At 62.7% G+C, this 26707-nt stretch carries 26 protein-coding genes; 6 read left to right on the forward strand and 20 right to left on the reverse strand.

The genetic code is table 11. The features are described from left to right. Window positions 1-88: 88 nt before the first annotated feature. From DIC66_RS22035 to DIC66_RS22050, 4 genes are all read right to left on the reverse strand, one after another. The gene (locus DIC66_RS22035) at window positions 89-1588 is read right to left on the reverse strand and encodes a restriction endonuclease subunit S (protein WP_117180335.1); all 1500 of its coding nucleotides are present in this window, start codon (window positions 1586-1588) and stop codon (window positions 89-91) included. 8 nt (window positions 1589-1596) lie between these two features. Further along, entirely contained in the window at window positions 1597-3066 is a 1470-nt protein-coding gene (locus DIC66_RS22040) for a type I restriction-modification system subunit M (RefSeq protein WP_117180336.1), read from the reverse strand. Between the two features lie 67 nt (window positions 3067-3133). Then, a complete protein-coding gene (gene hsdR / locus DIC66_RS22045; protein ID WP_117180337.1) occupies window positions 3134-5626 on the reverse strand; it encodes an EcoAI/FtnUII family type I restriction enzme subunit R in 2493 nt (830 codons plus the stop codon). Between the two features lie 405 nt (window positions 5627-6031). Then, window positions 6032-6613, reverse strand: a complete 582-nt coding sequence (locus tag DIC66_RS22050; RefSeq protein ID WP_158558982.1) for an HNH endonuclease — start codon at window positions 6611-6613, stop codon at window positions 6032-6034. A gap of 573 nt (window positions 6614-7186) precedes the next feature. On the opposite strand from DIC66_RS22050, the gene DIC66_RS22055 reads away from it, so the two are divergent. Then, window positions 7187-8521, forward strand: coding sequence for a ferredoxin reductase family protein (locus DIC66_RS22055; RefSeq protein ID WP_117180339.1), 1335 nt, complete (start codon window positions 7187-7189; stop codon window positions 8519-8521). Window positions 8522-8568: 47 nt separating this feature from the next. Here the strand turns inward: DIC66_RS22055 and DIC66_RS22060 are convergent, their stop codons facing one another. The 13 genes from DIC66_RS22060 to DIC66_RS22120 all read right to left on the reverse strand — a co-directional run bounded on the left by DIC66_RS22060 (window position 8569) and on the right by DIC66_RS22120 (window position 18315). Beyond that, the gene (locus DIC66_RS22060; RefSeq protein ID WP_117180340.1) at window positions 8569-9714 is read right to left on the reverse strand and encodes a hypothetical protein; all 1146 of its coding nucleotides are present in this window, start codon (window positions 9712-9714) and stop codon (window positions 8569-8571) included. A gap of 20 nt (window positions 9715-9734) precedes the next feature. After that, window positions 9735-10529 carry a 4'-phosphopantetheinyl transferase family protein gene (locus DIC66_RS22065; RefSeq protein ID WP_117180341.1) on the reverse strand — a complete coding sequence of 265 codons (795 nt, stop codon included), beginning with the start codon at window positions 10527-10529 and terminating at the stop codon, window positions 9735-9737. Further along, the gene (locus DIC66_RS22070; protein WP_117180342.1) at window positions 10520-10849 is read right to left on the reverse strand and encodes an L-rhamnose mutarotase; all 330 of its coding nucleotides are present in this window, start codon (window positions 10847-10849) and stop codon (window positions 10520-10522) included. Before DIC66_RS22070 ends, DIC66_RS22065 begins: the two co-directional genes overlap by 10 nt. A gap of 64 nt (window positions 10850-10913) precedes the next feature. Further along, window positions 10914-11303, reverse strand: coding sequence for a type II toxin-antitoxin system VapC family toxin (locus DIC66_RS22075; RefSeq protein ID WP_117180343.1), 390 nt, complete (start codon window positions 11301-11303; stop codon window positions 10914-10916). After that, entirely contained in the window at window positions 11300-11557 is a 258-nt protein-coding gene (locus tag DIC66_RS22080) for a ribbon-helix-helix domain-containing protein (RefSeq protein WP_117180344.1), read from the reverse strand. Before DIC66_RS22080 ends, DIC66_RS22075 begins: the two co-directional genes overlap by 4 nt. A 37-nt stretch (window positions 11558-11594) precedes the next feature. Continuing rightward, on the reverse strand, window positions 11595-12839 hold the full coding sequence (locus tag DIC66_RS22085; RefSeq protein WP_117180345.1) for a D-arabinono-1,4-lactone oxidase: 1245 nt from the start codon (window positions 12837-12839) through the stop codon (window positions 11595-11597). A 29-nt stretch (window positions 12840-12868) separates the two neighbouring features. Further along, window positions 12869-13636: an SDR family NAD(P)-dependent oxidoreductase gene (locus DIC66_RS22090; protein WP_117180346.1), complete on the reverse strand. Its 768-nt coding sequence runs from the start codon at window positions 13634-13636 to the stop codon at window positions 12869-12871. 100 nt (window positions 13637-13736) lie between these two features. Continuing rightward, a complete protein-coding gene (locus tag DIC66_RS22095) occupies window positions 13737-14423 on the reverse strand; it encodes an ankyrin repeat domain-containing protein (RefSeq protein ID WP_117180357.1) in 687 nt (228 codons plus the stop codon). A 79-nt stretch (window positions 14424-14502) separates the two neighbouring features. Beyond that, window positions 14503-14991: a GlcG/HbpS family heme-binding protein gene (locus DIC66_RS22100; RefSeq protein ID WP_117180347.1), complete on the reverse strand. Its 489-nt coding sequence runs from the start codon at window positions 14989-14991 to the stop codon at window positions 14503-14505. 109 nt (window positions 14992-15100) lie between these two features. Further along, window positions 15101-15766 carry a response regulator transcription factor gene (locus DIC66_RS22105; protein WP_117180348.1) on the reverse strand — a complete coding sequence of 222 codons (666 nt, stop codon included), beginning with the start codon at window positions 15764-15766 and terminating at the stop codon, window positions 15101-15103. Continuing rightward, on the reverse strand, window positions 15763-17244 hold the full coding sequence (locus tag DIC66_RS22110) for a sensor histidine kinase (RefSeq protein WP_117180349.1): 1482 nt from the start codon (window positions 17242-17244) through the stop codon (window positions 15763-15765). Before DIC66_RS22110 ends, DIC66_RS22105 begins: the two co-directional genes overlap by 4 nt. 10 nt (window positions 17245-17254) lie before the next feature. Beyond that, complete coding sequence (locus DIC66_RS22115; protein WP_117180358.1) at window positions 17255-17500, reverse strand: hypothetical protein; 246 nt, start codon at window positions 17498-17500, stop codon at window positions 17255-17257. Between the two features lie 41 nt (window positions 17501-17541). Beyond that, window positions 17542-18315: an SDR family NAD(P)-dependent oxidoreductase gene (locus DIC66_RS22120; protein ID WP_117180350.1), complete on the reverse strand. Its 774-nt coding sequence runs from the start codon at window positions 18313-18315 to the stop codon at window positions 17542-17544. A gap of 36 nt (window positions 18316-18351) precedes the next feature. Between DIC66_RS22120 and add the strand changes: the two genes are divergently transcribed. From add to DIC66_RS22135, 3 genes are all read left to right on the forward strand, one after another. Beyond that, complete coding sequence (add, locus tag DIC66_RS22125; RefSeq protein WP_117180351.1) at window positions 18352-19365, forward strand: adenosine deaminase; 1014 nt, start codon at window positions 18352-18354, stop codon at window positions 19363-19365. A gap of 61 nt (window positions 19366-19426) precedes the next feature. Beyond that, a complete protein-coding gene (locus DIC66_RS22130) occupies window positions 19427-20089 on the forward strand; it encodes a Rossmann-fold NAD(P)-binding domain-containing protein (RefSeq protein WP_117180352.1) in 663 nt (220 codons plus the stop codon). Then, on the forward strand, window positions 20086-20406 hold the full coding sequence (locus tag DIC66_RS22135) for a RodZ family helix-turn-helix domain-containing protein (protein WP_117180353.1): 321 nt from the start codon (window positions 20086-20088) through the stop codon (window positions 20404-20406). The genes DIC66_RS22130 and DIC66_RS22135 overlap by 4 nt, the downstream gene beginning before the upstream one ends. Here the strand turns inward: DIC66_RS22135 and DIC66_RS22140 are convergent. Then, complete coding sequence (locus tag DIC66_RS22140; protein WP_233506070.1) at window positions 20374-23706, reverse strand: sensor domain-containing protein; 3333 nt, start codon at window positions 23704-23706, stop codon at window positions 20374-20376. The two genes, DIC66_RS22135 and DIC66_RS22140, sit on opposite strands and share 33 nt — an antisense overlap. Window positions 23707-23996: 290 nt before the next feature. Between DIC66_RS22140 and DIC66_RS22145 the strand changes: the two genes are divergently transcribed. Beyond that, entirely contained in the window at window positions 23997-25145 is a 1149-nt protein-coding gene (locus tag DIC66_RS22145; protein ID WP_147321386.1) for a sensor domain-containing diguanylate cyclase, read from the forward strand. Here the strand turns inward: DIC66_RS22145 and DIC66_RS22150 are convergent. Next, a complete protein-coding gene (locus DIC66_RS22150; protein ID WP_117180355.1) occupies window positions 25124-25804 on the reverse strand; it encodes a hypothetical protein in 681 nt (226 codons plus the stop codon). The genes DIC66_RS22145 and DIC66_RS22150 overlap by 22 nt on opposite strands. A 262-nt stretch (window positions 25805-26066) precedes the next feature. Between DIC66_RS22150 and DIC66_RS22155 the strand changes: the two genes are divergently transcribed. After that, a complete protein-coding gene (locus DIC66_RS22155) occupies window positions 26067-26498 on the forward strand; it encodes a hypothetical protein (protein ID WP_147321387.1) in 432 nt (143 codons plus the stop codon). Window positions 26499-26504: 6 nt separating this feature from the next. Here DIC66_RS22155 and DIC66_RS22160 read toward each other — a convergent pair. After that, window positions 26505-26707, reverse strand: a 203-nt coding sequence (locus DIC66_RS22160; protein ID WP_117180360.1) for a biotin/lipoyl-containing protein, incomplete at its 5' end; no start/stop codon positions are given.

Genomic DNA, 26707 nt, shown 5'->3' on the forward strand with positions numbered 1-26707 from the left:
CTGGAACCCATCGGCTACATTCCCCCTGCCGAGGCTGAAGAAAATTACTATCGGCAATTAGCCCGTCAGGCCGCAATACCGGCCTGACTTAACCCAACGGGCCTCCATGAAACCCGGGGCGATTCAGTTGTGCGGTTCCAGTAAGACTTCGCGTGGCTTGTTCGTAAATGAACTGCGAAGCAAGAAGCGAGGCAAGATATTGCAGATTGATTTCAACCGAGGGTTTCAATATTCCTATGTGTCGCTGCACACAGAAATCCCTGTCTGTTTCCACAAGAACGGCTCGCCCATAGCTCGCACCAACTACCGTATAAAGAATGTCGCCTCTCGCTGGGCGTCGGTACTCTGCAATTTCGTCGAAGTAATCCTTCGGCACAAAACGGCAACCGTCAAAATTTAGAAGCCCTGAGCTGATATTTCCGATCGTAAGAAATGCTACCCCTGACTCTGATACAGGCGGTGGTAAGTGATCGCCGTCTGTGATTACTTGGAAAATTGATTCCAGTCGCGCCCATGTCCATCCCTGCGGCAACGCAAACGGTTGCTCATCCGGTTCAATTATTGGCATAGGAATATCGCGCTTGATCCTACCTTCGGCGATAAGCTTATCTTTCTGGGCGCGGACTTTTTTGAGTAGTTCGCTGGCGGGTTCGTCCTGCTGGTCTTGGGGGACGAGCAGTCCGCGCACTGCAAGTTGGAGGATGGTCTGCTCCAGGGCATCAACGGATTCTGGGCGGTCGAGCAGGAGGTCGAAGTGGGTGGCGATGCGTTGCCAAGTCTCGGCCAGTTCCTCGGGCGTTTCGCTCTCAGTCAGAGTGCCCAACAAGGTGCTGACGAGTTGGGCGTGTTGCGTGGCTTCGAGCTGGCCTTTGGCTTCGAGGGCATCGCATAGGAGCATGAGTTCTTCGACGCGGGTGACGATTCGGGATTGTTCGGCAAGCGGTGGTAGCGCAATCACAATGCTATTCAGCTTTGCCTGATTCATCTTCGGCTGCGCCGTCCCTGTGACATAAGGCTCCAGCGAAATGGCGTTGATGAACAGCGCCAAGTAAGTTATCAGTTCAGGATTCGTCGTGTCGATGACATGCGCATGATTGTTGACCCAATACTTGCCATGTGCCAAAAATGCGATGGGAGTTGAACGGTTTATGAGGTTTGCGCCGTCCTCTCCAATCAGCAACAAGGTCTTGTCGAACAAGTAGCCATCAATTTTGTCAATCACGCCAGAAGCGCCGTAGTAGTCGTAGGTCTTTGCGCGGTTGTCCCGATCGCTGGACGAAACAGGAATGCGCTCGCCGTCACGATTGATTGAGGCATCACCAAACCGCACCCATTCCCAACTTTGAGGCAATTCAAACGGCTTCTCTTCATCACGAATCTCCGTCACCGGCTTGTCCCGCTTGATCTTGCCCTCGGCGATAAGCCGGTCTTTCTCCGCCCGTATCTTCTTCAGCAGCTCACTCGCCGGTTCATCATTAGGGTCTTGCGGCACCAGCTTGCCCTGCACGGCCAGCGTCAAAATCAGCTCCCGCAGTTTGGCCACACCGCCCGGTGCAGTAGCCAACAAATCCAAGTTTGAAATCAACATGTGCTTTCTCAACCCGCGCTGGACAGCGATTGGGCCAGGATGCCTTTCAGCTCATCGCGCAGGGCCTGGGCTTCTGCTTGCAGCCGCGCGTAGTCGGCCAGCAGTTGCTCCGGGTCGTGGCTCACCACATCTGCGGCGTGGGGGTTCTTCTGGTCCAGGTTGAAGTTGGCCGCCTTGATCTGCTCGATGCTGACTTTCCAGGCGAACGCGTTTTCCACGCGGCTGGCAAAGCCATCCGCTTCAGTGCCCCACCACGCCTTCTCCACATCGAACTCTTCGATGCGGATGGGCTTGGTCTTGTTGTAGTTCTTCACGCCGCTGGGGTACTGGTGCTCGTAGTACCAGATGTCTTTGGTCGGCTGGCCCTTGGTGAAGAACAGCAGGTTGGTCTTGATGCCGGTGTACGGCGCGAACACGCCGTTGGGCAGGCGGATGATGGTGTGCAGGTTGCACTCTTGCAGCAGCTGCTCTTTGATGCGGGTTTTGACGCCCTCGCCAAACAGGGTGCCATCCGGCAACACCAGCGCAGCGCGGCCCTGGTTCTTGAGCAGGTGCTTGATGAGCACCAGGAACAGGTCGGCGGTCTCCTTGGTGCGCACATCGGCGGGGAAGTTGTTCTCGGTGCCGGGCTCCTCCACGCCACCGAACGGTGGGTTGGTGATGATCACGTCCACTCGGTCGGCAGCACCATAGTCGCGCAGCGGGCGGGTGAGCGTGTTGTCGTGGGCGATCTGGCTTGGCACTTCCACGCCATGCAGCATCATGTTGGTGGTGCACAGCATGTGGGGCAGCTGCTTCTTCTCCACGCCCCGCACGCTGCGCTGGAGCGTGGCCTGGTCCTGCTCGTTTTTGACCTGCTTGCGCAGATACTCCAAGGCGCAGACCAGGAAGCCGCCAGTGCCGCAGGCCGGGTCCAAAATTACCTCTCCCAGCATGGGGTTCACCATGTCCACCATGAACTGGGTGACGGCGCGGGGCGTGTAGAACTCGCCCGCATTACCGGCGGATTGCAGGTCCTTCAGAATCTTTTCGTACAGGTCATTGAACTGGTGGCGCTCGGTCTGGCGGTTGAAGTCAATGGCGTTGAGCTTGTTGATGATCTGGCGCAGCAGCTGGCCGCTCTTCATGTAGTTGAAGGCGTCTTCAAACACGCTGCGCACCACATAGCCGCGCGGGTTGCGCTCGGCATCCCCGGCAATAGCTTTGAGCTTGGGGAAGAGCTGGCCGTTGACGAACTCCAGCAAGGTCTCTCCCGTGATGCCTTCGCCGTCGGTGGCCCAGTTGCGCCAACGCAGGTCTTCGGGGATGGGGCTTTGGTAGCGGTCGCGGGTCAGTTCAAGCTCTTCTTCCTGGGCGTCAAAGACCTTGAGGAAGAGCAGCCAGGTGAGCTGGGATATGCGCTGGGCATCGCCATCCACGCCGCTGTCTTGGCGCATGATGTCTTGAATGGATTTGATGACGGACGAGATATTGGACATGCAGGGGTTCTAACGCAGACAGGAAGGGACGCAGGAAAAGGTTGCGCGGAGCGTACCGCAGTACGGGCTATGCCGAGCGGTGGGCGTACAACTCGTTCTCCAGCAGTTTGATGGCCGACAGAAACTGCGGACGCCCGCCAAAGCTGCGCACCAGCTCCACCGGCGAGCCAAGGGTGTTGAGGGGCGGCACGGTCAGGATGTCATCGCTCTCAATGGTGCGAATGCCTTGGTCGGCGTACTTGTCGATCAGCGCGTCAATCACCTGGCGGGCTACCGGGCCATAGCTGGTGAACACATTGCGCTTCTTGACCCGGTTGGCGCGCTCACGGCGCGTCAGGGGTGGCATGTTCCAGGCCACATAGAGCAGCATGTCGAAGGGGTCCAGGTCTTTGCCCACTTCGAGCGCCAGGGCGTCAATCAGCACGCCATGCCCCTCCAACTCTTGCAGGAGGGCAGCCTTGCGGTCGGCTTCGTTCCAGGCTTGCAGGAACTGGTCTAGCGAGTTGTACTGCGCCGTGAGGTTGATGCGGGTGTAGTCGCGCAGGCTATCGGTAATGAGCTTGCCTTGTGTATTGAGGTACTGCACGCGCTCGCGGGCCACAGCAACCGTGACTGCACCGCCCACAACGTATTTCGTAATCTTGGGGGCGTCTGCATCACCGTGGCCAGCGCCGCCGAAGGGACTGTCAAGAGCCCCGCCTGCGGGGGCTTCTCCGGCATGGGGACCAGCGTCCTGCAGGTTGTCGTCTTCAGGCTCTGGCGGCAGCACGGGGTCATCGCCCGTGGGTTCGTAAATCTGCACCGGGTCGCCATCAAAGTCTTTGTCGGCAAAGATGTCGGTGGCGCGTTTGAAGTCCAGGATGGTGAACCAGGTCTTGCCCAAGTCTTCGCGCAGGCGGGTGCCACGGCCAATGATTTGCTTGAACAGCGTCATGGACTTGATGTTCTGGTCCAGCACGATGAGCTTGCAGGTCTGGGCGTCCACACCCGTGCTCATCAGCTTGGAGGTGGTGGCAATGACCGGGTAGGTTTTCTCAGGGTCTATGAAGTTGTCCAGCTCCTTCTTGCCCTCGGGGTTGTCGCCAGTGATCTGCACCACGTATTTGGGGTGGTCCTTGCAGATGTCGGCATTCGCGTTGGAGAGGGCTTGGCGCATGCGGCTGGCATGGTCGATGTCTTCACAAAAGACGATGGTCTTGTCGTAACGGTTGGTGGCCTTGAGGTACTCGGTAATCTTGGCGGCCACCAACTCGTCACGCTTCTCCAGCACCAGCTTGCGGTTCATGTCGGTGGCGTTGTAGACCCTGTCCTCGATGACGTTGCCCAGCTTGTCGGTCATGCCCTCCGGGGGACGCCAGCCGAAGGTGTCCTTATCCAGGTCGATGCGGACCACCTTGTAGGGGGCCAGGTAGCCGTCCTCGATGCCTTGCTTGAGGGAGTAGGTATAGACCGGCTCGCCAAAGTACTCGGTGTTGGAGATGTCCTTGGTCTCCTTGGGCGTGGCTGTCAGGCCGATCTGAGTGGCACTGGAAAAGTAGGTCAGGATTTCACGCCAGGCGGAGTCCTCATCGGCGCTGCCGCGGTGGCATTCGTCAACCACAATGAGGTCGAAGAAGTCGGGGGAGAACTGCTTGTAGATGTTCTGCTCCTCCTCCGTGCCGGTCACGGCCTGGTAGAGGGAGAGGTAAATCTCGTACGACTTGTCCACCAGCTTGGTGGATTTGTTGACCGCCACATCCAGCTGCTCGACGAAGTGCTTGCCAGTGGATGCATCGACCCGCTCCACACCCTTGGCATTGGGACTGAGCTTGGCCATGGCACCCTTGAACGGGCGGAAGTCGTTGACCATGGTCTGGTCGATGAGGATGTTGCGGTCGGCCAGGAAAAGGATGCGCTTCTGGCCGGACGGCTTGTCGGCCTTCCAGGTTGACTTCCACAGGCGGTAGATGATCTGGAACGCCGTGTAGGTCTTGCCCGTGCCAGTGGCCATGACCAAGAGAATGCGCTGCTGGCCCTTTGCGATGGCCTGCACCGTGCCATTGATGGCGTTCATCTGGTAATAGCGTGGGGTCTTGCTGGGCGCGTAGGGGTACTCAGCTACCTGGCGCACTTCGGCGGGCCAGCCCTTCCAGGCGCAGTAGCGTTCCCACAGGTCGGATGGCGTCGGAAACTGGTCGAGCGTCAGGTGGGTCTCCAGCACGCCATCGGCCATGGTGGCGTCCCGGAAGACGAAGCCGTCGCCATTGCTGGAGATGGAGAACGGGATGTTCAGCAACTCCGCGTAATTGATCGCCTGCGCCATGCCAGCACCCACCGCATGGGTGTTGTCCTTGGCCTCGACCACCACCAGAGGGATATTGGTTTTGTAGAAGAGCACGTAATCGGCACGGAGGACAGACTTCTTGTCACGGGCGGCATGGTTGCCACGCACCACCACACGGCCTGGCCGCAGGGTGTACTCGCGGTAAATCTGTTCGATCGTGTTCCAGCCCGCCAGTTGGATGGCTGGCGTGATGAACTTCTCACAGATGTCCGCTTCTGACAGCGTCTTTTTGTCCAAACCACTTACCTCAAGGATCCCGGAGTTAGCACGCAGATTGCATGCCGTTTGTTGCCGTATCTGATTATTGACGAATTCAGAAATTCAACTGCCTTTGGCTGGCCAGCAAAAGGCTTTGCAATCAATCAATTTCGCCCCCTTTTGGGAAAATATGATCTTTGGATGGCAGTGAAACAATTTCGTCAAACCGAAAGAGTATGGGGCTATAGACCTTCAACCTTTCCAAAACAGAATGCAGAGTCCATCGACATTTTGGCGCCCAACAGAGAGTGGTGATACTGGTGACCAACGTAGAACTAAGCGGGCGGCAACTGAAGGCCAACAAGCCCGGGCTGACGAAAATTTGCCGCGTATCGCCAGACCGTGCCTAGTGTCCTGCCGTCGGCGCTCCGCTTGAGCGAGTAGCTAGGAGTCACCGCGCACAGCTCGCTGCAGCGCCTCGATTGACAGCAGACCCTTGCGGTGGAGCATGCGGTGGCAGTTCGAACAGACGACGGCAAGATCTTGCAGGCGTGTTTCAGTCTCTTCATATCGAAGTGCCATCGGGAGCATATGGTGAACTTCGCAGAAGTCTCGCCCAAGTTCGCCGTACGTCGCAAAGAAGTCAAATGAACAGACAACGCAGCGGAGATGCCCGGTCTCCGCGACAACTTGTCGTCGCTTCTCTTTCACTATCTTGAGATTGCGCTCGCGCACGAGGTGACGCCGGATGTGTTGCGAACCTTCCGCTGCTATGTATTCGTCTACGTCGAATAGTCCTGGTGCTGTTCTGTCGCCGCAAAGCTGCGCCAGACGATACGCGAGCGGTCCGTCGACTGATGTGTACGTTCTTGGATATGTAGGCCACTTCCAATGTGGAAACTCTTCGCATAGCTCTTCGTGTGAGACTGGATCCTCAAGGGCAACGATTCTGGACAGTTGCGCCGTGTAGCGGCCCTTCCAGGGCGGCTCGTCGTTTCGAACCGCGTTTGAGCGAAGCTCACCCATGTGCGTGATTCCTGCGCCCATGTGAGACAGAATGCACTGGTCTCCCGGGCGGGCATCCTTTGGCGCGATCCAAGGAATGCTGGCCTTCGCATTGACCGCTGCATCGAGGTCTTCAAGGTCTGTGTCAGTACAGATGAGTATTCGGAGCATTGGCTAGCCGATGGGTGAGTTTGTGACGCCTACTTTGAACGGACAACTGCCTGCGGATGATTTTTTTCGGTGGAACTATTTCAAAGGTTTTTACTTGGTGTCTATAGGATTTCGATGTCGCAGGCAAAGGACCGCTTCCTCGGCTACCCCATAATGATCCTGTGACTGTTGATGGCCCATCGTGCAATTGGTCTGTTGTAGTCATTTTGAGATTTCTCAATCGTGTGTTCTCAGAGGTGAAGAAAGCCCTAAATTCCAATGTGCGGGCTTATGCAATTTTTCTGAGAACCTACATGTGAACGGCCATCCATAGCAGGCAAAGCCTTCACGCGGGTGGAATGAAGCGGATATCAAGGGTTTACAAAGCGCGCCTAACCTTTGACCATTCCCTATTCAGGGTCATTAGCAAAACCCTCTCTCACAATGAAGCCTGTTCAACGCCTATTCTGGGTATTTCTATTCGCACTCACTCTGCTCTGGTGGGCCAGTGACAGCACAGCCGCCGCCTCCTTGGTCAACCTGTTTGCCTGGCGCAATCTGCTCCTGCAATACAGCGGGGTGCTCTCTATTGGCGTGATGAGTGTGTCCATGCTGCTGGCTGTGCGACCGGTGGTGCTTGAACCCCGCCTGGGTGGGCTGGACAAGATGTACCGCCTGCACAAGTGGCTGGGTATCTCGGCACTGGTCACTGCCATCAGTCACTGGCTCATTGCGCAAGGCCCCAAGTGGATGGTGGATTGGGGATGGCTGGAGCGCCCCGTTCGCGGCCCCCGCCCACCACCGCCCGAAGAGCTGATCCACCGCTTGATAGCCTCCCAACATGGCCTGGCAGAAAGCGTGGGTGAATGGGCGTTCTATCTGGCAGTAGCCTTGATGGTGATCGCACTGGTCAAGGCCTTCCCCTACAAGGCCTTTCTCAAGACCCACACCATCCTGGCGGCCACCTACCTCGCCCTGGTGTTCCACGCCGTGGTGCTGCTCAATTGGGGCTACTGGACTTCCCCTTTGGGGCTACCCATGGCCTTGCTGATGGGCGCGGGCACGGTCTCGGCGGTGTTGGTGCTGTTGGGGCGAGTGGCACGCAATCGCAAGGTAGATGGCACCGTAGTTGGCGTTCACCACCATGCGCTGCTCAAGACCATGTCCATCGACATTCAACTGCAGGGCCCATGGGCAGGCCACAAGGCGGGGCAGTTTGCCTTCGTCACCCTGCATGCAGACGAGGGGGCCCACCCCTACACGATCTCCTCCGCGTGGCTGAACGATGGGCGCATTACGTTCATCATCAAGGCACTGGGTGACTACACCGGCACGCTGTCTCAACGCGTGCAGGTGGGCGAAACCGTGCGCTTGGAGGGTCCTTACGGACGCTTTACCTTCGAAGGCAGCAAGAAGCGGCAAATCTGGATTGGCGGCGGCATTGGCATCACCCCCTTTGTGGCCCGCATGAAGGCCTTGGCCCACACGCCTGACGAACGCACGGTGGATCTGTTCCACACGACGGCCGCCTATGACCCGCACGCCATTGGGCTGATGACGCAGGACGCACAGAACGCAGGGGTGCATCTGCATGTTTTGTGGGACCCGCGCGATGGCCGGCTGGATGCCAACCACATCGTGGCCAAAGTGCCAGACTGGAAGAATGCAGATGTCTGGTTCTGCGGACCAGCCAAGTTTGGGCAGTCGTTACGACGTGCCTTGGTGGCGATGGGCATGGACGGCAAAAGCTTTCACCAGGAACTCTTTGAGATGCGGTAGCTTGGGGACCCCACTGACTTTTTAAATCTGCAGCAAGCGGCAGCAGCTCAGGCCTTCTGCCACACCACGGCAAGCTTGCCGTGCTTCACTGCGGCCTCATAGATATCGCTGGGCGTAATGGTCTGGCGGACCAGAAAAGCACCAAAAAGACCGTGGTCCTTGAGCTCCAGACCGATGTAGCAATGGATGCTCTTGAGGCAGTAGTACACAAACTCCGAGCAACTGAAACGCTGGTGGGTTTTGGCGTCGTTGAACTGGAAGTCATAGCAGGAGCCAATCTTCCCCAGTGCTGAAAGCCGCACAGCCTCCAGCACGTCGGGGGCCTGGACGGTGTCGCCGCGTAGCAAGGCCTGGCGGATGGCCGCGGCGTCCTGGTGCAGGTTCTGGATGAGAGAGCGGTCGGTCTTGCGGGCCAGCTCTTGTGGCGTCAGTTGCAGGGTCTCTGGCAGCCGCAACACGGCCAGGTAGTCGCAGCGCAGAAAGGTCAGGATGTCCTCGGTGAATACGCCGCGCGTCATGGCATGCACCACCCTTTGCCTGCCCGCAGCAAAGTAACGGCGGTTCTCACGCACGGCGTTCATTTCCTGGTCTGTGGCTGCTACCCACTGCCCCTGCGGGTTCAGAACCTCCAGGCGCCGCGCTGCGATGGCACGGTCCGACGTGTCATTGAGGTCCCCAAGAAAAAGTGCTGCATGCGAGTAGCCGGAACCAGGACCGCTTTTGGCGCTCGTCAGCTTGATCAGCACCCCATCCAGGTAGCCATCAAAACCGCGCAGGAGAATGTCGCCGGGCTGCAGCACCCCATCCACCAAGGCACGCACTTCATCGCCGCTGATCCGGTAGGAGCCCGGGTCTTCCACCAGACCCAGTGGCGAGGTGAAGTACTTGATGGTTCCAATCCAGGCAATCAGGCCGTCCACCCGTTTCTCCAGCCAACCCGACCAGCCCAGGTAGGCGCGGTAGGGGTTGTCCTTGGCCGGGTGACGCTGGGTAACAAGCGCTGCTGCAAGTGCGGCAACACCCGTGGCGCTCCCCGCATAGGCAGGCGATTGCCCGGCAAACAGCCACCCATCCAGCACATAGAACACACCGGCAAAGGGCACGCAGAAGGGCGCTGCGCGGTAGAGCAGGAACAGCACCTTCACCAGCCAGGAAACCCCGACCAAGACCACCATCTCCAGCTTTGCCTTCATATTGCCCTCCTTTCAAACAGCTAGGTACGCACCCTCTCAACCTGCATGGGCCACGCCTCGTCCTGCAGGGGAATGGTCCTTTTCCACACCGGTGTCATCACGCGCTCCACTTGGTGCTCGGCGCACAGCGCAACCATATGCTGGGCCGTGGGCTGAAACTGCCAGAAGGCCCAACGCGCGGCAACGTCACGCAAGGACGGATGCAGCGACAGGCTCACACCATGCGGAGGCTGATGCTGGAAGCTAACCTGCTGCAGGGGAATGTCAAGGCCCAGCCCGCGCGCCTTGGTGTACGACTCCTTGAGCGTCCAGTATTGAAAGAACCTCTGGTTCTGTGCAGCTCCGGCCAGCCCCTGCAGGTCAGCGTATTCCGCTGCCGAAAAGCAGGCAGCCGCCACCTCCATGCGCGAAGTCCCGCAGCCCATGTATTCAACATCCACACCCACGGCCATGCCGGCAGCCACAGCCAGCACCACCAGCCCCTGGGTGTGCGAGAGGTTGAACGACAGGTCTGCGTCCAAGGCCTCGGGGTTGGCAATGCGCGGCTTGCCCTGTGCATTGGTCTCGAAGCGCCAATCCTGCGGCGCCACCGGCGCGTAGCGGGACAACACGGTGCGCACCAAAGCCCGCGTGAGCAGGTAGCGCCCGGCATCTTCGGCAAAACGAAACCGGCTCTCCTGGCTGCGCTCGGCCTCGGTCAGCAGCGCGCGGTAGCGCAGGCGCAGCGCGTCATGCTGCGCAGTGTCGTGGTCAATCGCGGTGTCGGCATAGGCGCACCAGAGGTGAATTTCATCCGCAGGCAGGCCTAGTCGCAATGGAACACCTCTTCCATGCTGGCCCAATGTTCACCAGGTTGTCGGCTGGCCAGCGGCACCTGGCAAGGGCTGCACACCGCCCACCAGGCTTGGGTCTCAGGGTCTGCAGCCATGCGCGCCATGTCCCCCGCAAAGTCGCTGCCGTGGTATTCAAAGTGGCTGAACAGCAGGTTCTCCGGCTCACGCAAATAGATGGTGTAGTTGCGGATGTGCGAGCGGCTGATTTGCGCCAGCACCGTCGGCCACACCGCCGCATGCAGGGCCTTGTATTCGGCCAGCTTGTCGGCCTGTATGCCTATGACCGAGCCATAGCGTTTCATGGGTTTACTCCTTGCGTTGCGTTCCCCCAGTGCGAATCTCCCTGGAAGCAGCACGGGATGGTATTCAGGCAAGCAACAACGCAATGTCGTCCATGGGGTAGTGCTTGCGGTTGTGCGTCCACAGCGGGCAGCGCTGCGTACGCGCCGTGGCCGCCAGCACGTAGTCCTCCAGCGATATGCCTTGGTAGGCCTTGCCATACTGGTTGGCATAGAGCCCTGCGATGCGCCCCGTGTCGGAGTCCATATCGATGCGCTGGCACAAATCAAACAGCGCCTCTATGTCCTTGTATTCGCGCTTGAAGGCTCCGGCATACACCTCGGCCACCACAAGCGGACAAATCAAAAAACGGGTTTGCGCTTCCATCAGTGCCAGAAAACGCTCCACCACCGCCGGCACTTTTTTCAGCAGGTCGATCACGATGTTGGTGTCCAGCACCACACGCTCGGGGGTCATGCTTTTTCAGCGCTTCGCACAATGCGGCTCTTGCTGCGGATGGCGCGCACGTAGTCTTCCGAGTCCACGCCCGCAAAACTCTCCAATGGATTGAGACGCGCAAAGAACGCCCGCGCATCGGCCACGGGGTCTTTTTGAATATCCTTTTCCAGGGTGCGGCGAATCAGCTCGGACACGCTTACGCCCACGCTGCGGGAGCGCACTTTCAGGCTGTCGTAAAGGGCGTCCTGCAGGTAAATCTGGGTACGGTGCATGGTTGGCCTCGTTCAATGTGCTGTATAAAACTATACATCAGCCCAACAACGCCCGCACATGGTCGTTCAAGAACCGCCCCTTGGGGTCCAGCCGGCGGCGCAGTGCGCGGAAGTCACCCGCGCGCGGGTAGAGCGCGGTGACATCGTCAGTGTCCAGAAAATGCATCTTGCCCCAGTGCGGGCGGGCGTTGAAGCCGCGCAGGATGGCATCCACATCGCGCAGGTAGTCCCAGTAGTCCACGCCGGGCTGGCCAGAGACGGACAGGGTGATGCTGTCCTGCTGGTGGAAGGGGCTGAGCCAGGCTGGGTCACCCGCGGTGAAGCGGTACTCAATGGGGAACAGCGCGTTGGTGTGCTTGGTGAGCATGAGCTCGCGCACGGCGCGCACTGCCGCCTTGCCGTGCTGCAGGGGCACGGCGTATTCGAGTTCGTGGAAGTTGGGGATGTACTCGATGGGGTAGATGTCGCTGGAGTACGCGATCTTCTCGAAGGGCGTGTGCATATCCGGCGCATCGGTGATATCGATCACCTTCATCTCGCACACATCGGCGGTTTCTTTTGTGGTGGTGCGCGGCGCATCGGCGGTGTCGGCCAGGCAGTACAGGTGGCGACTCTCGGAGGTGGGGCACCAGAAGAAGCCGAAGTGCCGGTGCGTGGCGGCCAGTTCGTCGTGGCGCTCCATGCATGTCTCGAAATCATCGCGCCACAGGTGCTCGTGCAGTTGGTAGGCATCCGTCACCTGCAGCGTGAGTTCCGAGATCACGCCCAGCGTGCCCACCGACACCTGCGCGGCATGCAGCAGGTCCTGGTCGCTGCCGTCAATCACCAACACGCTGCCATCGGCCTGCACCAGGCGCAGGCCCGCAATGGCGGTGGCCAGGCAGCCCAGGGTGATGCCGGTGCCGTGGGTGCCGGTGGTGAAGGCTCCCGCTACAGCCTGCGAGTCGATGTCGCCCTGGTTCACCAGCGACAGGCCGCGGCTTTTGAGTTCAATGGCCAGGTCGTGGATGCGGGTGCCTGCGGCCACGCGCACCTGCTTCTTGTCCATGTCCACCTGGTTCACACCACGCATGCCGGCCAGCGACAGCAGGAGCCCGCCCGTACCCACCACCGGCGTGAAGCTGTGGCCCGAGCCCGCCACGCGCACATTGAGGTCGCGCGCATCGGCCTCGGCCAGCATGGCGCTGACCTGTTCTTCCGTGGTGGGTGCGCCTTTAAAGCGCGCGATGCACGACTGGTTGCCCACCCAGTTGCGCCACAAACCGCCTTTTTCAAACTGCATGTTGAACCCCTTGTTGAAACCTTGTGTCTTCAGACTGCCGTAAAACCGTTGTCCACAAACAGATGCGTGCCGTTCACAAAACTGGCATCGTCGCTGGCCAAAAACAGGGCGGCAGTGGCCACCTCTTCGGGGCGGCACATGCGACCCTGCGCGGCGCGAATGGCGGCCTCGCTCACGTCCACACCGTAGCGGGTGAGGGCCTCCACTTCGCGCAGGCCGTGCGGGGTTTCAATAAAGCCGGGGCAGACCGCATTGCAGCGGATGTTGCGGTCGCGGAACTCTACGGCAATGGCGCGCGCAAACATGTGCACCGCGCCCTTGGTCAGGTTGTACAAAACTTCCATGGGCGTGGCCGCAATGGCCGAGATGGACGAGGTGCAGACAATGCGCCCGCCGCCTGCGGCGATCATGCCCGGCAGCACCGCACGCGTCATGATGAACATGGAGCGCACGTTGATGTCCATGAGGCTGTCGTACTCTTCGTCGGTGGTTTCCAGAAAAGGCTTCACCACAATCGTGCCCGCGTGGTTGAAGAGCACGGTGGGCGCGCCAAAGGTGGCCGTGGCATGGGCCACGGCGGCCTCCACCTGCGCACGTTGCGACACATCGGCCTGGGCGAAGGTGGCTTGCAGACCTGCGGCTTGTAGTTCGGCGGCCAGGGCGGCACCCAGGTCGGCTTGGCGGTCCACGATGGTGACCCGGGCACCCTCGGCCGCAAACAGGCGGGAGGCGGCGGCACCACAACCGGAGGCACCTCCGGATATCAGTGCGCTGTGGCCGGCAAGACGCTGGGACATGGATGGCTCCTGGGCTTTTACTGTTGGGCCTCCACTGTAGTGCCTTCTTGCGCCGCCCGCGCGCTTGAGCCCGCGCGCTGAGTGCCTGCTACACCCGCACTCAGCGCGCGCCGGCCTGGCGCAGCATGGCCTCCATGGCCGTGTGGCCTCTGGCGCGGGCCAGGGCCAGCGGCGTATTGCCCTCGCGGTCGCTCAGCTGCGTGCTGGCACCGGCAACCAGCAGGTCGCGCAGCACCGCCTGGTGCCGCGGCCCACCGTCGCCCAGCACGATGGACTCGATCAGCGCCGTCCAGTGCAGGTTGTTCACATGGTCCAGCGGGGCGCCGGCGGCAATCAGCTGGCGCACCACACCCACATGGCCCAGGTGGGCGGCCGCAATCAGGGCGGTGCCGTCATAACGGCTGGTGGTGAGCGCCGCACTCGCACCCAGCGACAGCAGCAGGCGCAGGCTGTCTTCGTCACCGGCCACGGCCGCAATGGTGACCGCGTCATAGCGCTCGTTATCAAGCTGCGCCAGCCGGGCGCCGGCCTGGACCAGAGCCGGCAGGACGGCACGCTGGCGTGCAAAGGTAGCGATGTGCAGGGCCGTGCGGCCCATGGCATCGCGCACCTGCACATCGGCGCCGCCGGCCAGCAGCCGGCGCAGCTGCCCCAGATCGCCGCTGTGCGCTGCCGCCAGCAGGCCGGTGTAAGCCGCGGCCTCGGCCGCACTGGGTGCGGTCTGCGCCAGTGCCGGGGTGGCGGACGCCGCCAGCGCGGCCAGGCCCAGCAGCGCACAGAGCAGCAGCCGGCGTGGCGCTGCTGCTGCCACAGGCAGGGCGGAGAGGGCGGAGAGGGCAGAGAGGGCAGAGAGGGCAGGCACTGGCTTACTTCAGCAGATCCTGCACGGCAGCAATGCCGGCCAGTGCGCATTTTTCGTCCAGGTGGCCGCCGGGCGCACCGCCCACACCCACGGCGCCTATCACCTCGTCGCCCACCTTCACCGGCACGCCGCCGCCCAGCAGCAGGTAGCCCGGGATCAGGGCGACATTGGCGGCTGCGGGGTTCTTCTGGGCGCCCTCCATCATGGCCAGCGTGGTGTTCTTGCCCGAGGCCGAGGTGAAGGCCTTGGCCTGGCTGGCGGCCAGGGTGTGCGGGCCTGCGTTGTCGGCGCGCTGCACGGCGCGCACGCCGCCGGCCCGGTCCACCACGGTAGCGGTGACGTTGAACTTGTCGGCACTGCAGGCCGCCACGGTGGCAGCGGCAATCTTGTTGGCCAGCTCCAGGGACATGTTCTTTTCGGTGCGCACTTGGGCGCTGGCGCCCAGGGCGGCCAAGCTCAGGAGCAGGGCGCAGGCGGTGGGGATGGATTTCATGGAAAGTCTTTCTTGGGGTCAGTGCAGCGGTTCAATCAACCGTGTGCCCACTGTAAAAAAACCCCGCCGCGCTGCCAATGCGTAGAGTGCCGACCGCGCCTACGTAGAACTACGCGCCCGGGCTGCGCGGCTGCGCGGCCAGTTCGTCCACCAGCGCGCCGTAGTGGCGCACCAGCTGCGCCAGCGACTCGGTCTCCAGCTTGGCAAACAGATGGGCGCGGTGGGCCTCCACGGTGCGCGGTGAGAGGGCCATGGAGCGGCCCATTTCCTTGTTGGTCAGCCCCGCCACGATCAGGCCCAGCACCTCGCGCTCGCGCTCGGACAGCTGGGCATAGCGCGCGCGGGCTTGCCGGTCGGTCTGGCGGCGCTCGCGCGAGCGCACATGCTGGCGCACCGCCTGCTGCAGCGCATCCAACAGCAACTGGGCATCCACCGGCTTTTCCAGGAACTCGGCCGCACCGGCCTTGAAGGCGCGCCGGCACAGATCCACCGTGCCGTGCCCGGTGAGCATGAGCACCGGCTGGTCTACCCCTTGGGCCACCAGCTCTTCCAGCACGGCCAGCCCGCTGATGCCAGGCATGCGCACGTCCAGCACGATGGCGCCGATGGCATCCCGGTCAAAGGCCTGCATAAAGGCCTGCGGCTGCTCCCAGGTCTGCACGCGCAGGCCCACCGTGCCTATGAGCAGCGCCAGGCTGGAGCGCACGGCGTCGTCGTCATCAATCAGGTGGATCAGGGGCGACAGGGGTGCAAGCGGCGAGAGGGGCTGTTTCATGGTGTGGCAGGGGTGGGTGTGGCCAGCGGCAGGCTGAGCACGAACTCGGCGCCCGCGGGCGTGGCGTTGCGTGCCGTGATGCTGCCCGCCATGGCGCCCGCCAGGGTTTCGCACAGCGGCAGGCCCAGGCCCAGGCCGCCTTCGCGGGTGGTGAAGAAGGGCTCAAACAGGTGCGCCAGCACATCGGCGCTCAGGCCCGGCCCGTTGTCCTGCACCGACAGGCTGGCCCGGGTGCCATCCTGCGCCAGGCTGAGGGTGAGCCTGCGTTCGCCAGCGCTGCTGCGCTCCAGGGCCTGCAGCGCGTTCATCAGCAGGTTGTGGATGATCTGGTCCAGCGCCACCGGCTCGGCCTGCACCAGCAGCGCGGCACCCGGGGCCTTGAGCAGGGGCCGCACCTGGCGCCGCTGCAGCTCGGGCTCCAGCAGGTGCAGGGCGCGGCGCACCGCATCCTGCAGCACCAGCGGCTGCAGGGCCGCACCCAGGCCGGGCTGCTCGACCAGGCTGCGCATGCGGCCCAGCACCGCACTGGCGCGGCGCGCCTGGCCCACGGCCTGCTCCATGGCCTGGCGCACGGTGTCCAGCTCGGGCTCGTCCTCGGCCAGCAGGCGGCTGGCGGCCTGGGTGTTGGCCAGCACCGCCGTCAGCGGCTGGTTGAGCTCATGGGCCATGCCCGCGGCCAGCTCGCCCAGGGTGTTGAGGCGCGCCACGGCACCCAGGCGCAACAGTTCCTGGGCGCGGTTGCGCTCCTCGCGCTGGCGCAGCCAGAGGCTGGAGGCCTGGGCCAGCAGCGCCAGCAGTGCCAGCCACAGGCCCACGCGGCCCCAGGGCAGCTCGTCCCAGCCCACATGGCGCTGGGCCAGCAGGTCCAGCGGCTGGCTTTCGGCGGCCAGCACTTTGCTGGCGGAAAAGTCCCAACCCCAGGGCGAGGCCTGCGCCAGGCTGCCGGCCTGCAGCACCGCGGACTGGCCGCCGTGCTGCAGCGTCAGGCGCATGGCAGCGGCCCCGGGTGCGGTGGGCCATTCGGCCCGGGGCACCATGCTGGGCACGTCAATGGTGAGCAGGTAGCTGCTGGGCTGCGCACCCAGCAGGATGCGGTAGCGGCCTGCGGCCAGGTCGGTGTCCACCAGCACGGCACGGCCCAGGAGACGCGAATCAGCGTCCAGCGCATCGAGTGCTGCGGTGGGCCAGCGGGCCTGGGAGGAGCGCCGCTGCAGCGCCACGATCTGCGGGTAGACCGAGGCCAGGCGCTGCTCGGGCTGGCGGCCGTCATCGGCCGTGGAGAGCAGGGCCAACGTGGCCAGAATGGCGTCATGCTGCACCACGCGCTGGCTCAGCAGGCGGTGGAAGATGCGGGCGTTGGTGTCAAACACCTCACGCTGCTGGCCCAGTTCGGCGCGCACCAAAAGCACTGCGCCAGCCAGCGCCAGCAGCAGCCATGCCAGCATCCACCAACGGGGCCGAAACAGACCGGATCGCATGGGCCCCTCCTCAGGTGATTTTGAACACCGTGCGCAGGGTGCGCGCACCGGCTTTCTCTTCAAACACCGCCCACTGCTTGATGCCTTTGACCAGAACCTTTTTGCTGATGTCCTTGGGCGAGGCTTTGGCCTTGAGCTTGGGGCCCAGCCAGTCCTGCAGGTGGTCGTAGGTGATGCCCTGTTTGCCGGTGGGCACCAGCAGTTCATTGCCGGCCACGGTGCCGGCGGAGGTGACTTCTATTTCGGTGGCGGGCATGGATTTCTTTCGTGCGCAGCGCAGCAGCAACATGCTGCGGCCTATTGGTTCAGGGCCTGCGCCAGTTTGCGGGTAACGGCTCGTGGGGAAAAGCGGGTGGAGAAGGCCAGCAGCCGGTTCTTCAGGCCGGGGATGGCAATGGCCTGGTTGCGCTGGAAGGCCGCATAGGCAAAGCGCGCCACCTCTTCAGCGCTTTGGGAGCCGAATTTCAGCAGCCTGACATTCTGCAACTTGTCACCCGCAAAGAAGGCCGTGCGCGTGGGCCCCGGGCACAGGCAGGAGACATGCAGGCCGGTGGGCGCCAGCTCTTCGTGCAGGGCCTCGGTATACGACAGCACAAAGGCCTTGCTGGCGTAGTACAGCGCCATGTTGGGCCCGGCCTGGAAGGCGGCAGTAGAGGCCACATTCAGCACCCCGCCCGCATTGCGCTCCAGCATGCCGGGCAGCAGCAGGCGTGTGAGCTGCGTCAGGGCCATCATGTTGACCTGCAGCATGTCCATCTGCTCCTGCACGCCCGATTGGGCGTGCGGCCCCAGCAGGCCAAAGCCGGCGTTGTTCACCAGCACATCAATCGTCAGGCCGCGCTGTGCCAGGTCCTGCGTTACCCGCACCGCGGCATCCGGCTGGCGCAGGTCGGCCACCAGCACCTCCACGCCTACCTTGTATTGGCTGCGCAGCTCTGCGGCCAGCTGCTCCAGGGCCGCCTGGCTGCGCGCCAGCAGCACCACGGCGTAGCCCTGCTGTGCATATACTTTTGCCAGCTCCAGGCCAATGCCCGAAGATGCACCGGTCACCAAGACACGTTGTTGTTTCATTTGCCATCCCGCTTCACAGAGTAAGGAACCACGCCCATGCAATCCAGTGTAACGAGCACCGCGCAGGCCCGCCTGCGCGCGCTCCCCAAGGCCGAGGTGCATCTGCATCTGGAGGGCTGCTTCGAGGCCACACTGCTGGCGCAATGGGCAGCGCTGGAACAGCGCAGCCTGCCCCGGCCGGTGGAGACGCTGTTCCAGTTTTCCGGCCTGTCGGAATTTCTTGAATTTCTGGACCTGGCCTGCGGCCTGGCCGCCACACCGCAGCGCCTGGCCGATCTCAGCTACGGCCTGTGCCAGCGTCTGGCAGCGGACGGCACCGGCTATGCCGACGTCATCGTCAACCCCACCCACTGGCACGCATGGCACGGCCGCCTGCCCGCCATGCTGGATGCCATGGATGCGGGCTTCAGCGCGGCCGAGCAGGACGGCCTGCCACCGGTGGGCCTGTGCATCAGCCTGCTGCGCACGCAATCGGCCGAGGCCGCCACCGAACTGGTGGAACAGCTCACCACCCTGCGCCACCCGCGCGTGGTGGCCCTGTCGGTGGACGGCAACGAGGCCACCGCCGGGCGCACCGGGCCGCGCTTTGCCGAGGCCTTTCGCCGTGCGGCGGCTGCGGGCCTGCGCCGCACCGTGCATGCGGGCGAATCCAGCGGGCCCGAGGGCGTGTGGGATGCGGTGAACCTGCTGGGTGCCGACCGCATAGACCACGGCGTGCGCGCCATCGAAGACCCGGCCCTGGTGGAGCTGCTGGCCGCGCGTCGCATTCCGCTGGGCATCTGCCCCACCTCCAACCTGGTGCTGGGCGTCTATCCGTCCATAGCAGCACACCCGATAGAGCGCCTGCGCCAGGCCGGTGTGGCCGTGTCCCTCAACACCGATGACCCGGCCCTGCTGGGCGCCAGCCTGGTCGGGGAATACCAGCTGTGTGCCAACGCCTTTGGCTGGAGCGACGCGGTGGTCCGTGACGTGGCACGCACGTCCATAGAGGCCAGCTTTGCCCCGGCGCAGACCCGGGCGCGCCTGCTACAGGAGCTGGCCAGTTGGTAGATGGGCTGCGGGCCAGGTCCTTCGCGGCGTTAGGATGGCCACAACGCAGAGGGTCTTCGACATGGTGAACACGGAACACGCAGGCCGCACGGCCTTGCTGGCAGGCGCCAGCGGCCTGGTGGGCAGTGCGCTGCTGACAGCGCTGCTGGCGGACGCGCGCTACCAAAAGGTGCTGTGCATTGGCAGGCGCAAGCTGGCCCTGCAGCACCCCAAGCTCACACAGCAGATCGTGGACTTCCAGGCCCTGCCCGCCCTGCCTGCGGTGGATGACGTCTTCATCGCGCTGGGCACCACCCTCAAGGTGGCGGGCAGCCAGGCGGCCATGCGTGCACTTGATGTGGACGCGGTAGTGGCCGTGGCGCGCGCTGCCCAGTTTGCTGGGGCCCAGCGGCTGGGTGTGGTGAGCTCCATGGGGGCCGATGCCAGGTCGGCAGTGTTCTACACCCGCATCAAGGGCGAAATGGAAGAGGCGCTGTTGCGCCTGGGCTTTGCCCAGACCGTGATCGCCCAGCCCAGCCAATTGACGGGTCCGCGCGAGGCGCTGGGCCAACCCAAGCGGGTGGCCGAGCGCTTGGGCTTGCAGGTGATGCGCTGGATCAAGCCCCTGGTGCCCGCCAACTACCAGCCCATTGCGGCCGAGCACGTAGCCAGGGCTTTGCTGGACGCGGTGGCACACAACACGCCGGGCGTCACCCGCCTGCTCTCAGGACAGATGCAAGCATGAACCAATCCACCCACGCCTTCCCCCAACTCGACCTGCCCGCGCCCTCGGGCGAGGCGCTCAAGGCCGCGCGCATGGCTGCGGGCCTGAGCCAGGTGGAAGCGGCCACGTTGATGGGCTACCCGGTGCAAGCCGGCAGCCGCGGTGGCCTGCAGTCACGCACCTGGCAGGCGCTGGAGAGCAGCAGCGACCCGCGCAACATGCCGGGGCCCATCTTTGCCCTGTTCCTGCTGCTCACAGGCCAGCATGCAACCTTTGAGCTGCGCAAAAAAAACGCCGCTGCGGAACTACTCCCCGCCTCCAAGCCAGGGCAACTCTGACCAGCTGGGGTCAGGCTGCCAGCTGCCGGCCCACTGCGCAATATCGGCGGCGGGCATGGGTCGGGCAATGCCATAGCCCTGCGCCAGATCACAGCCCAGGTGCAACAGCGCCCGCCCGTGGGCTGCAGTTTCAACACCCTCGGCAATCACCTGGCGCCCGAACGCCGCGGCCAGCCCGATGATGCCTTCCAGTATGGCCAGATCGTCCGGGTCATCCAGCATGTCGCGGACAAAGCTCTGGTCAATCTTGAGCAGGCCGACATGCAGGCGCTTCAGATACGTCAGCGATGAGTAGCCGGTGCCAAAGTCATCCAGTGCAAAGCGCACGCCCAGGCGGGCGCAGGTGTCTATCAATTCGGATACCTGGGCCACATCTTCCAGCGCACTGGTCTCCAGTATTTCCAGTTCCAGCCGGTTCGGGCTGAGCGCAGGATGCCGGGCCAAAACGGCTTGCAGGCGCTCCACAAAATCGGGCTGCTGCAACTGCAGGGCGCCTACGTTGACGCTGACCTGCAGATCCATCCCGGCTGCGCGCCAGCGCTCGACCTGCGTCAGGGCCTGGTCCATCACCCATTCGCCCAACTCAACCGACAGGGGATGGCTCTCGATCACCGGCAGAAAAGCCCCAGGCGCCAGCAGTCCGCGCTGCGGATGCTGCCAGCGGATCAGCGCCTCCACGCCCACCAGTTCGCCCGTTCGCATGTTCACCTTGGGCTGGTAGTGCAGCACAAATTCCTGGCGCTCCAGCGCGATGCGTATGTGCTCCAGGCTTTCATGGTGCACACGCAGGTTGCTGTCGTGGGCCGCATCAAAAACCTGGCACCGGTTCTTGCCGGCCAGCTTGGCCTGGTACATGGCCTGATCGGCCTGGCGCAGCAACTGGTCTGCATCCAGGTTCTGCTCCTGCGGGAAAAACGTCACCCCTGCGCTGGCTGACACCTGCAGCAGATGGTCACCGATCTGGACCGGCGTGGCCGCAGCCGCCAGAATGCGGTTGAGCATTGCAAAGCTGTCGGCCGCCTCATGCAGATCCAGCAGCACCGCCACAAACTCGTCTCCACCCAGGCGCGCCAGCGTGTCACCCTCCCGCAGCGCCTGCTTCATGTTGTTGGCAATGGCAATCAGAAGCTGGTCGCCGACCTGGTGGCCATAGCGGTCGTTGATGTCCTTGAACCCGTCAAGATCCAGGTAGGCGACGGCCACGCGGTCCTTGTGCCGCAGTGCCTGCGTCATCGCCTGCTTCATGCGGTCGGCCAGCAGCACGCGATTGGGCAGGTTGGTCAGGGCATCGTAATGCGCGATGTGTTCGAGGTGCTGCTCATGCTCCTTCTGCAGGGTAACGTCCGAAAACAGGCCCACATAGTTCTGGGTGACGCCGGCACTGTTCTTCACCGCACTGATGGTCAGCGCCTCGGCATACACATCGCCATTTTTGCGGCGGTTCCAGATTTCGCCGTACCAGTGGCCCTTCTCTGTCAGTTGCGCCCACAGGCTGGCAAAGAACGCCTTGTCATGCCGCCCCGAGGCGAGGATGCGCAGGTTCTTCCCGATGGCCTCCCCGCGCGCATAGCCCGTGATGTCGGTAAACGTGTCGTTGACATCCACCACCGTGCCCTGCGCATCCGTGATCGTGATGCCTTCGCGCGCATACGAGAACACGCTGGCGGCGAGCTTGAGTTTTTCTTCGGCGTGCTTGCGCTCGGTGATGTCACGCGTCACCGACAGCAGGCAGCGCTCGCCCTTCACCACCATCAGATGCGCCGACATCAGGCCCACGACGATGTGTCCGTCCTTGGCCTTGAAGCGGGCCTCCAGGTTTTCGTAGCGGCCGTCCCGCTCCAGGGCCTGCATGAAGCGCTGCCGGTCCCCACCGTCAGCCCACAGGCCGAGTTCCACCGAGGTGCGGCCCACGACCTCGTCGCGCCGCCATCCCGTCATGCGCTCAAAGCCTGCGCTGACTTCCAGGTAGCGGCCGTCCTCCACCCGGGTGATGTTGATGGCATCGGGACTGGTCATGAAGGCCGTGCGGTAGCGGATCTCGCTCTCCTGCAAGTCCAGTTCGGCCTGCTTGCGCCGGGAAATATCGCGGGCAATCATGGACACGCCCAGCACCCGCCCGGCGTCATCCAGAATGGGCGAGATCGTTGCCGATATCTCGACCAGTCGCCCGTCCTTGCTGCGCCGCACGGTTTCGAAATGTTCAAAGCGCTGGCCGGCGGCGGCACTGGCCAACAGCCTGGCGTCTTCGTCTTCACGCTCCGGTGGTACCAGAGCGTGCATGGTCTGCCCCACCATTTGCGCCGCGGCGTAGCCAAAGATTCTTTCGGCACCCGGGTTCCAGCCGGACACCACGCCGGCCAGGGTTCTGCTGATGACGGCGTCATCCGTCGAATGCACGATGGCTTTGAAGTGGTGCAGGTCCAGACTGGCCAGCCGGGCCCGGATTTCCGACAGCCACCCGAGCACACTGCCTTGTGCACCCGCAGGCACCTGGATGTCGCTGGTGAAGTCCCCGCTGCCCAGGCGAACGATGTGCCTGTGCAAGCCCTCCACCGAACTGCCCAGAATGGCATAGAGCTGCCTGCGCGTCATCCACAGCAGTAGCAACTGCACAAGCAATATGGCAATCAGCAGGTTGCGCATGCGCAGCGCATGGGCTTTGGCCTGTTGCACCTCCTCCATGGTTCGCTGGTTTGCCAGACGGGAGAACTCCCCAATGGGTTGCATGATTGCCGCCTTGGCCTGGCGGTAGGCGTCGTCATGCAGCATGCGAATGGCCCGTTCTGCGGAGCCAGGGCTTTGTGCAGGGTCGGCTTCCACCAGAGCCATGGCGGCGATCTCTATCTGGGTAAGCTCGTCCGAGCTCTTCTTGGCCTGGGCCAGTTGTGCAAATTCGGCTTCTGTAAAGCCGGCCTGGCGCATGGAGTCCAGCAATGCAACGGCGGCGCCAAAGGCTCTGGGCCGGGGCTGGTCCTTCTGGACCAGATCCCAGTACACATCCCAGTACTCCAGTGGCCTGGGCGACTTGCCGTCACGGATATCCAGAATCTCCTGGTAGAACGCCTTGTAGGTGGGGTCTGCGGTGGCCACAAAGGTTCGCACCATGCTGGACAGATCGTCCGATGACTGGCGCAATTCGCCAGCCAGCCGGATCGATTGCTGGCGCTTGTCGTTGGCCAGGTCGATTTGCTTTTCTGCGCGGACATACACGGCAAAGGCAACCATCAGGCAAAGCAGTGTGCCCACCAACAGCCAGATGATGGCCGAAAACCGCAACAGATTGCCCTGGATTGTTTTCACACTATTTTCCATTCAGGACAGGGGCATCAATGGACCGGCAAGAGCGCATCGGCAGTCTTTCAGTTTAGTCCTTCGCTGTGGCATGCGCTTGGGTGCTTTGCACCCAAACCAACGCAAAACCCCGCTGCAAGGCAGGCACAGCGTCTACTGCGAACCCTCAATCACACATTGCCCATGCTCTCAAATAGTCTGGTGTGCAGGTGTTCGGGGCATAGAATGAATGGACCTTTCCTTGGTTGGAAAGCCTTGAGCGGAGCAGTCAGGTTGCAAGGAGCTACAGGGTTCTGTCTGTGACGAAAAATATTCAAGCCGACCACTGGATAGTCCGCACCAACTACCAGAACCGAACCGCCTCCTTCCTGATGCTGTTTGCCATCGTGGGCGCGCAAATGGCCACAGACAATGTCGGGCCTGCGGCCTGGGCCTTTATGGGCTTTGTGTTTGTTGTCTATCCCCATCTTGCCTATTGGCGCGCCAGGCGGAGTGCTTCCCCCTACCGCTGCGAGATGAACAACCTGCTGCTGGATTCCTTCCTGTTTGGAATCTGTGCGGCGCTGCTGGGCTTTCCCACCTGGATCTCCTTCTCCCTGCTCATAGGCACTGCCCTGACCCATGTGCTCTACCGTGGCATTGCGGGGGTGCTGCGGTCTCTTGCGGCCATGGTGCTGAGTGCTGTTGCCAGCGCCGCCTTCCTGGGCTGGCAGATACCACCACAGACCACGGATTCGGCAACCGCACTTTGCATTGTCGGACTCACGCTGTACCTGCTGAGCCTGGCCAACGTGGCCTACCTGCGTACGCGCAAACTGCAGGACTCGCGTCAAAAGCTGCATACCAACGAGCAGGCGCTGCATGCGGTCAACACCGCCCTGCAGGAGCAGTTGGTGCAGATCCAGTTGCTGCAGGTTCAGCTCAGCGACCAGGCCAACCATGACGCACTGACCGGCCTGTACAACCGCCGCTACCTGGATACCGCCCTGGCGCATGAACTCGTCCGCTGTGCGCGCGAAGACAGCGCACTTTGCGTGATGCTGCTGGACATCGATTTTTTCAAGCGCGTCAACGATGACTACAGCCACCTGGCCGGTGACGAGGTACTGAAAAAGCTGTCAGCCACACTGATGCGGCTGACACGGGCCAGCGACATCGTGTGCCGCTATGGCGGCGAAGAGTTTCTGGTGATATTGCCCAACACGCACATCGGCCCGGCTTGCGAAAAAGCCGAGCAGTTGCGCCTGGAGTTTGCCGGGGAACCGGTGGCCTTCGGTGGCGCAGACATTGGGGTCACCCTCTCGATTGGCGTGGCCAGCTATCCGCTGCACGGCCAGACGCAGCAGGAGCTGATCCGCTGCGCCGACCACGCCCTCTACCAGGCCAAATCGACGGGGCGCAACCGCACCGTCGTGGCCACGGCCCATCACTTCACGGCAAAGCAGTAGAACAAGCCGTCACCACCGGTGGGGCGGATCTTTTCCTGGCTGCAACCCAGGGTGGGGTGGGTGGAATTCCAGGAGCTGGCCCAGGGAGCCGCCAAAGGCCCCACGCGGTCATGGTGACCGGTCATGGCCGAGCCTTCTGCGCTGGACTTGGTCCAGTTGCCACAGCTCATGTCGGAAAAAGGTGCGCCGGGAAAGGCCGTGCCGTCAGGGCGCGAGCCGGTCAGCATGTCGTGCTTGTTGGGCGTGTCACCACGGCCATTCACGGGCTGGCCGTTCTCGTCCAGGGCGCTCAGCTTGGTGATGTTGTTCTTGGCGGAATGCAGTTCCTCCACATTGCGGGCAACCACTTCGCCTTTGGCGTTCTGCCAAGGGCCGGTGCCAATGCGGTCGCGGGCGTTCACCGCACTGGGGTCGGCCAGCTTGGGCGCCTGGGTGCTCAGGTAGGCATGCCACTCGCGCTCACCCGCACCGGCTGCGGTGGCCAGCGTCTGGCAGTGCTTGTCGGCACCCTCCAAGCCACCCAGATCGCCCCCGTTGCCGGGGCCCTGGCTGGTCACGAAGAAGGTCATGGCCTTGGGGCCGGCGGGCATGCCGGCACAGGCCGCCAAACCGGCCACACACACGGCAGCAAGGCTCGCTGCTTTCACGAAATTGCGCATCGTTGTCTCCTCTGATTGGGGTTCACTGTATGGATTGGCATGCCGCCGTCATAGCGGCATCCGGCCATGATAGCGACACACGCCTTGGCATTCACCGTTACATCCGTTTACCTGAACTTTTGCGTTTCATCATGGCCGTGTCACGGGTGGGACGGCACCATAGCGGGGTGTCCAGAAGCCAGGTCTGTTTGCCGGCCATTCAGACTGCGCAGCCCGCGTATGCAGGGCCCTTCCGTATCTCCCATTGAAAGCAGCTTCCACCATGTCCGAGGAACATCCATCATTGCGCCCCCTGCCTGGCCCCGACACGGTGCCACACCTGGTGGCACGGGTGTTTGAAGAGTCGCCGCCTGCAGGGCGGGGCCAGTTGCTGGAGCCCTTGCTCAAGCCCCTGGGCCTTTTGTCGCTCGCCGCCATTGCCAATGGCATTTTTGCCAAAATCATATTGGCCAACGGCTGGTCCCGGCTCCAAGTCAGCGCAGAAGATGCCAGCCAGGTGGGCGCCCGTGACGTCATGGAACTGGTGCGCCATGTGCAACAGGTCAGCGCCCACGCCCTGGACAGCCTGGCCACTGTCATTTCCGCCTCGCCCGTGTGGAGTGGCTCAGCCGCTGCCGCCATGCTGTTGGCGGTTTTGGCCAAGCAGGCGCAAAGCCGCTCACCTGTGGTGACCAACGACTTTGACCCGCTGTAGGCGCGGCTAGTCTTTCAGCTCGATCAGCAAATCCTTGGCGTTGATGGTCTCGCCTGCGCGCACATGGATGGCGTGCACCGTGGCATCACGGTCGGCGCTCAGCATGGTCTCCATCTTCATGGCCTCTAACGACAGCAGCGGGTCGCCCTTCTTCACCAATTGCCCCACCTTCACCGCCACCGTGACCACCATGCCGGGCATGGGTGCGG

Source organism: Rhodoferax lacus (assembly GCF_003415675.1).
In the GTDB taxonomy this organism is placed as follows: domain Bacteria; phylum Pseudomonadota; class Gammaproteobacteria; order Burkholderiales; family Burkholderiaceae_C; genus Allorhodoferax; species Allorhodoferax lacus.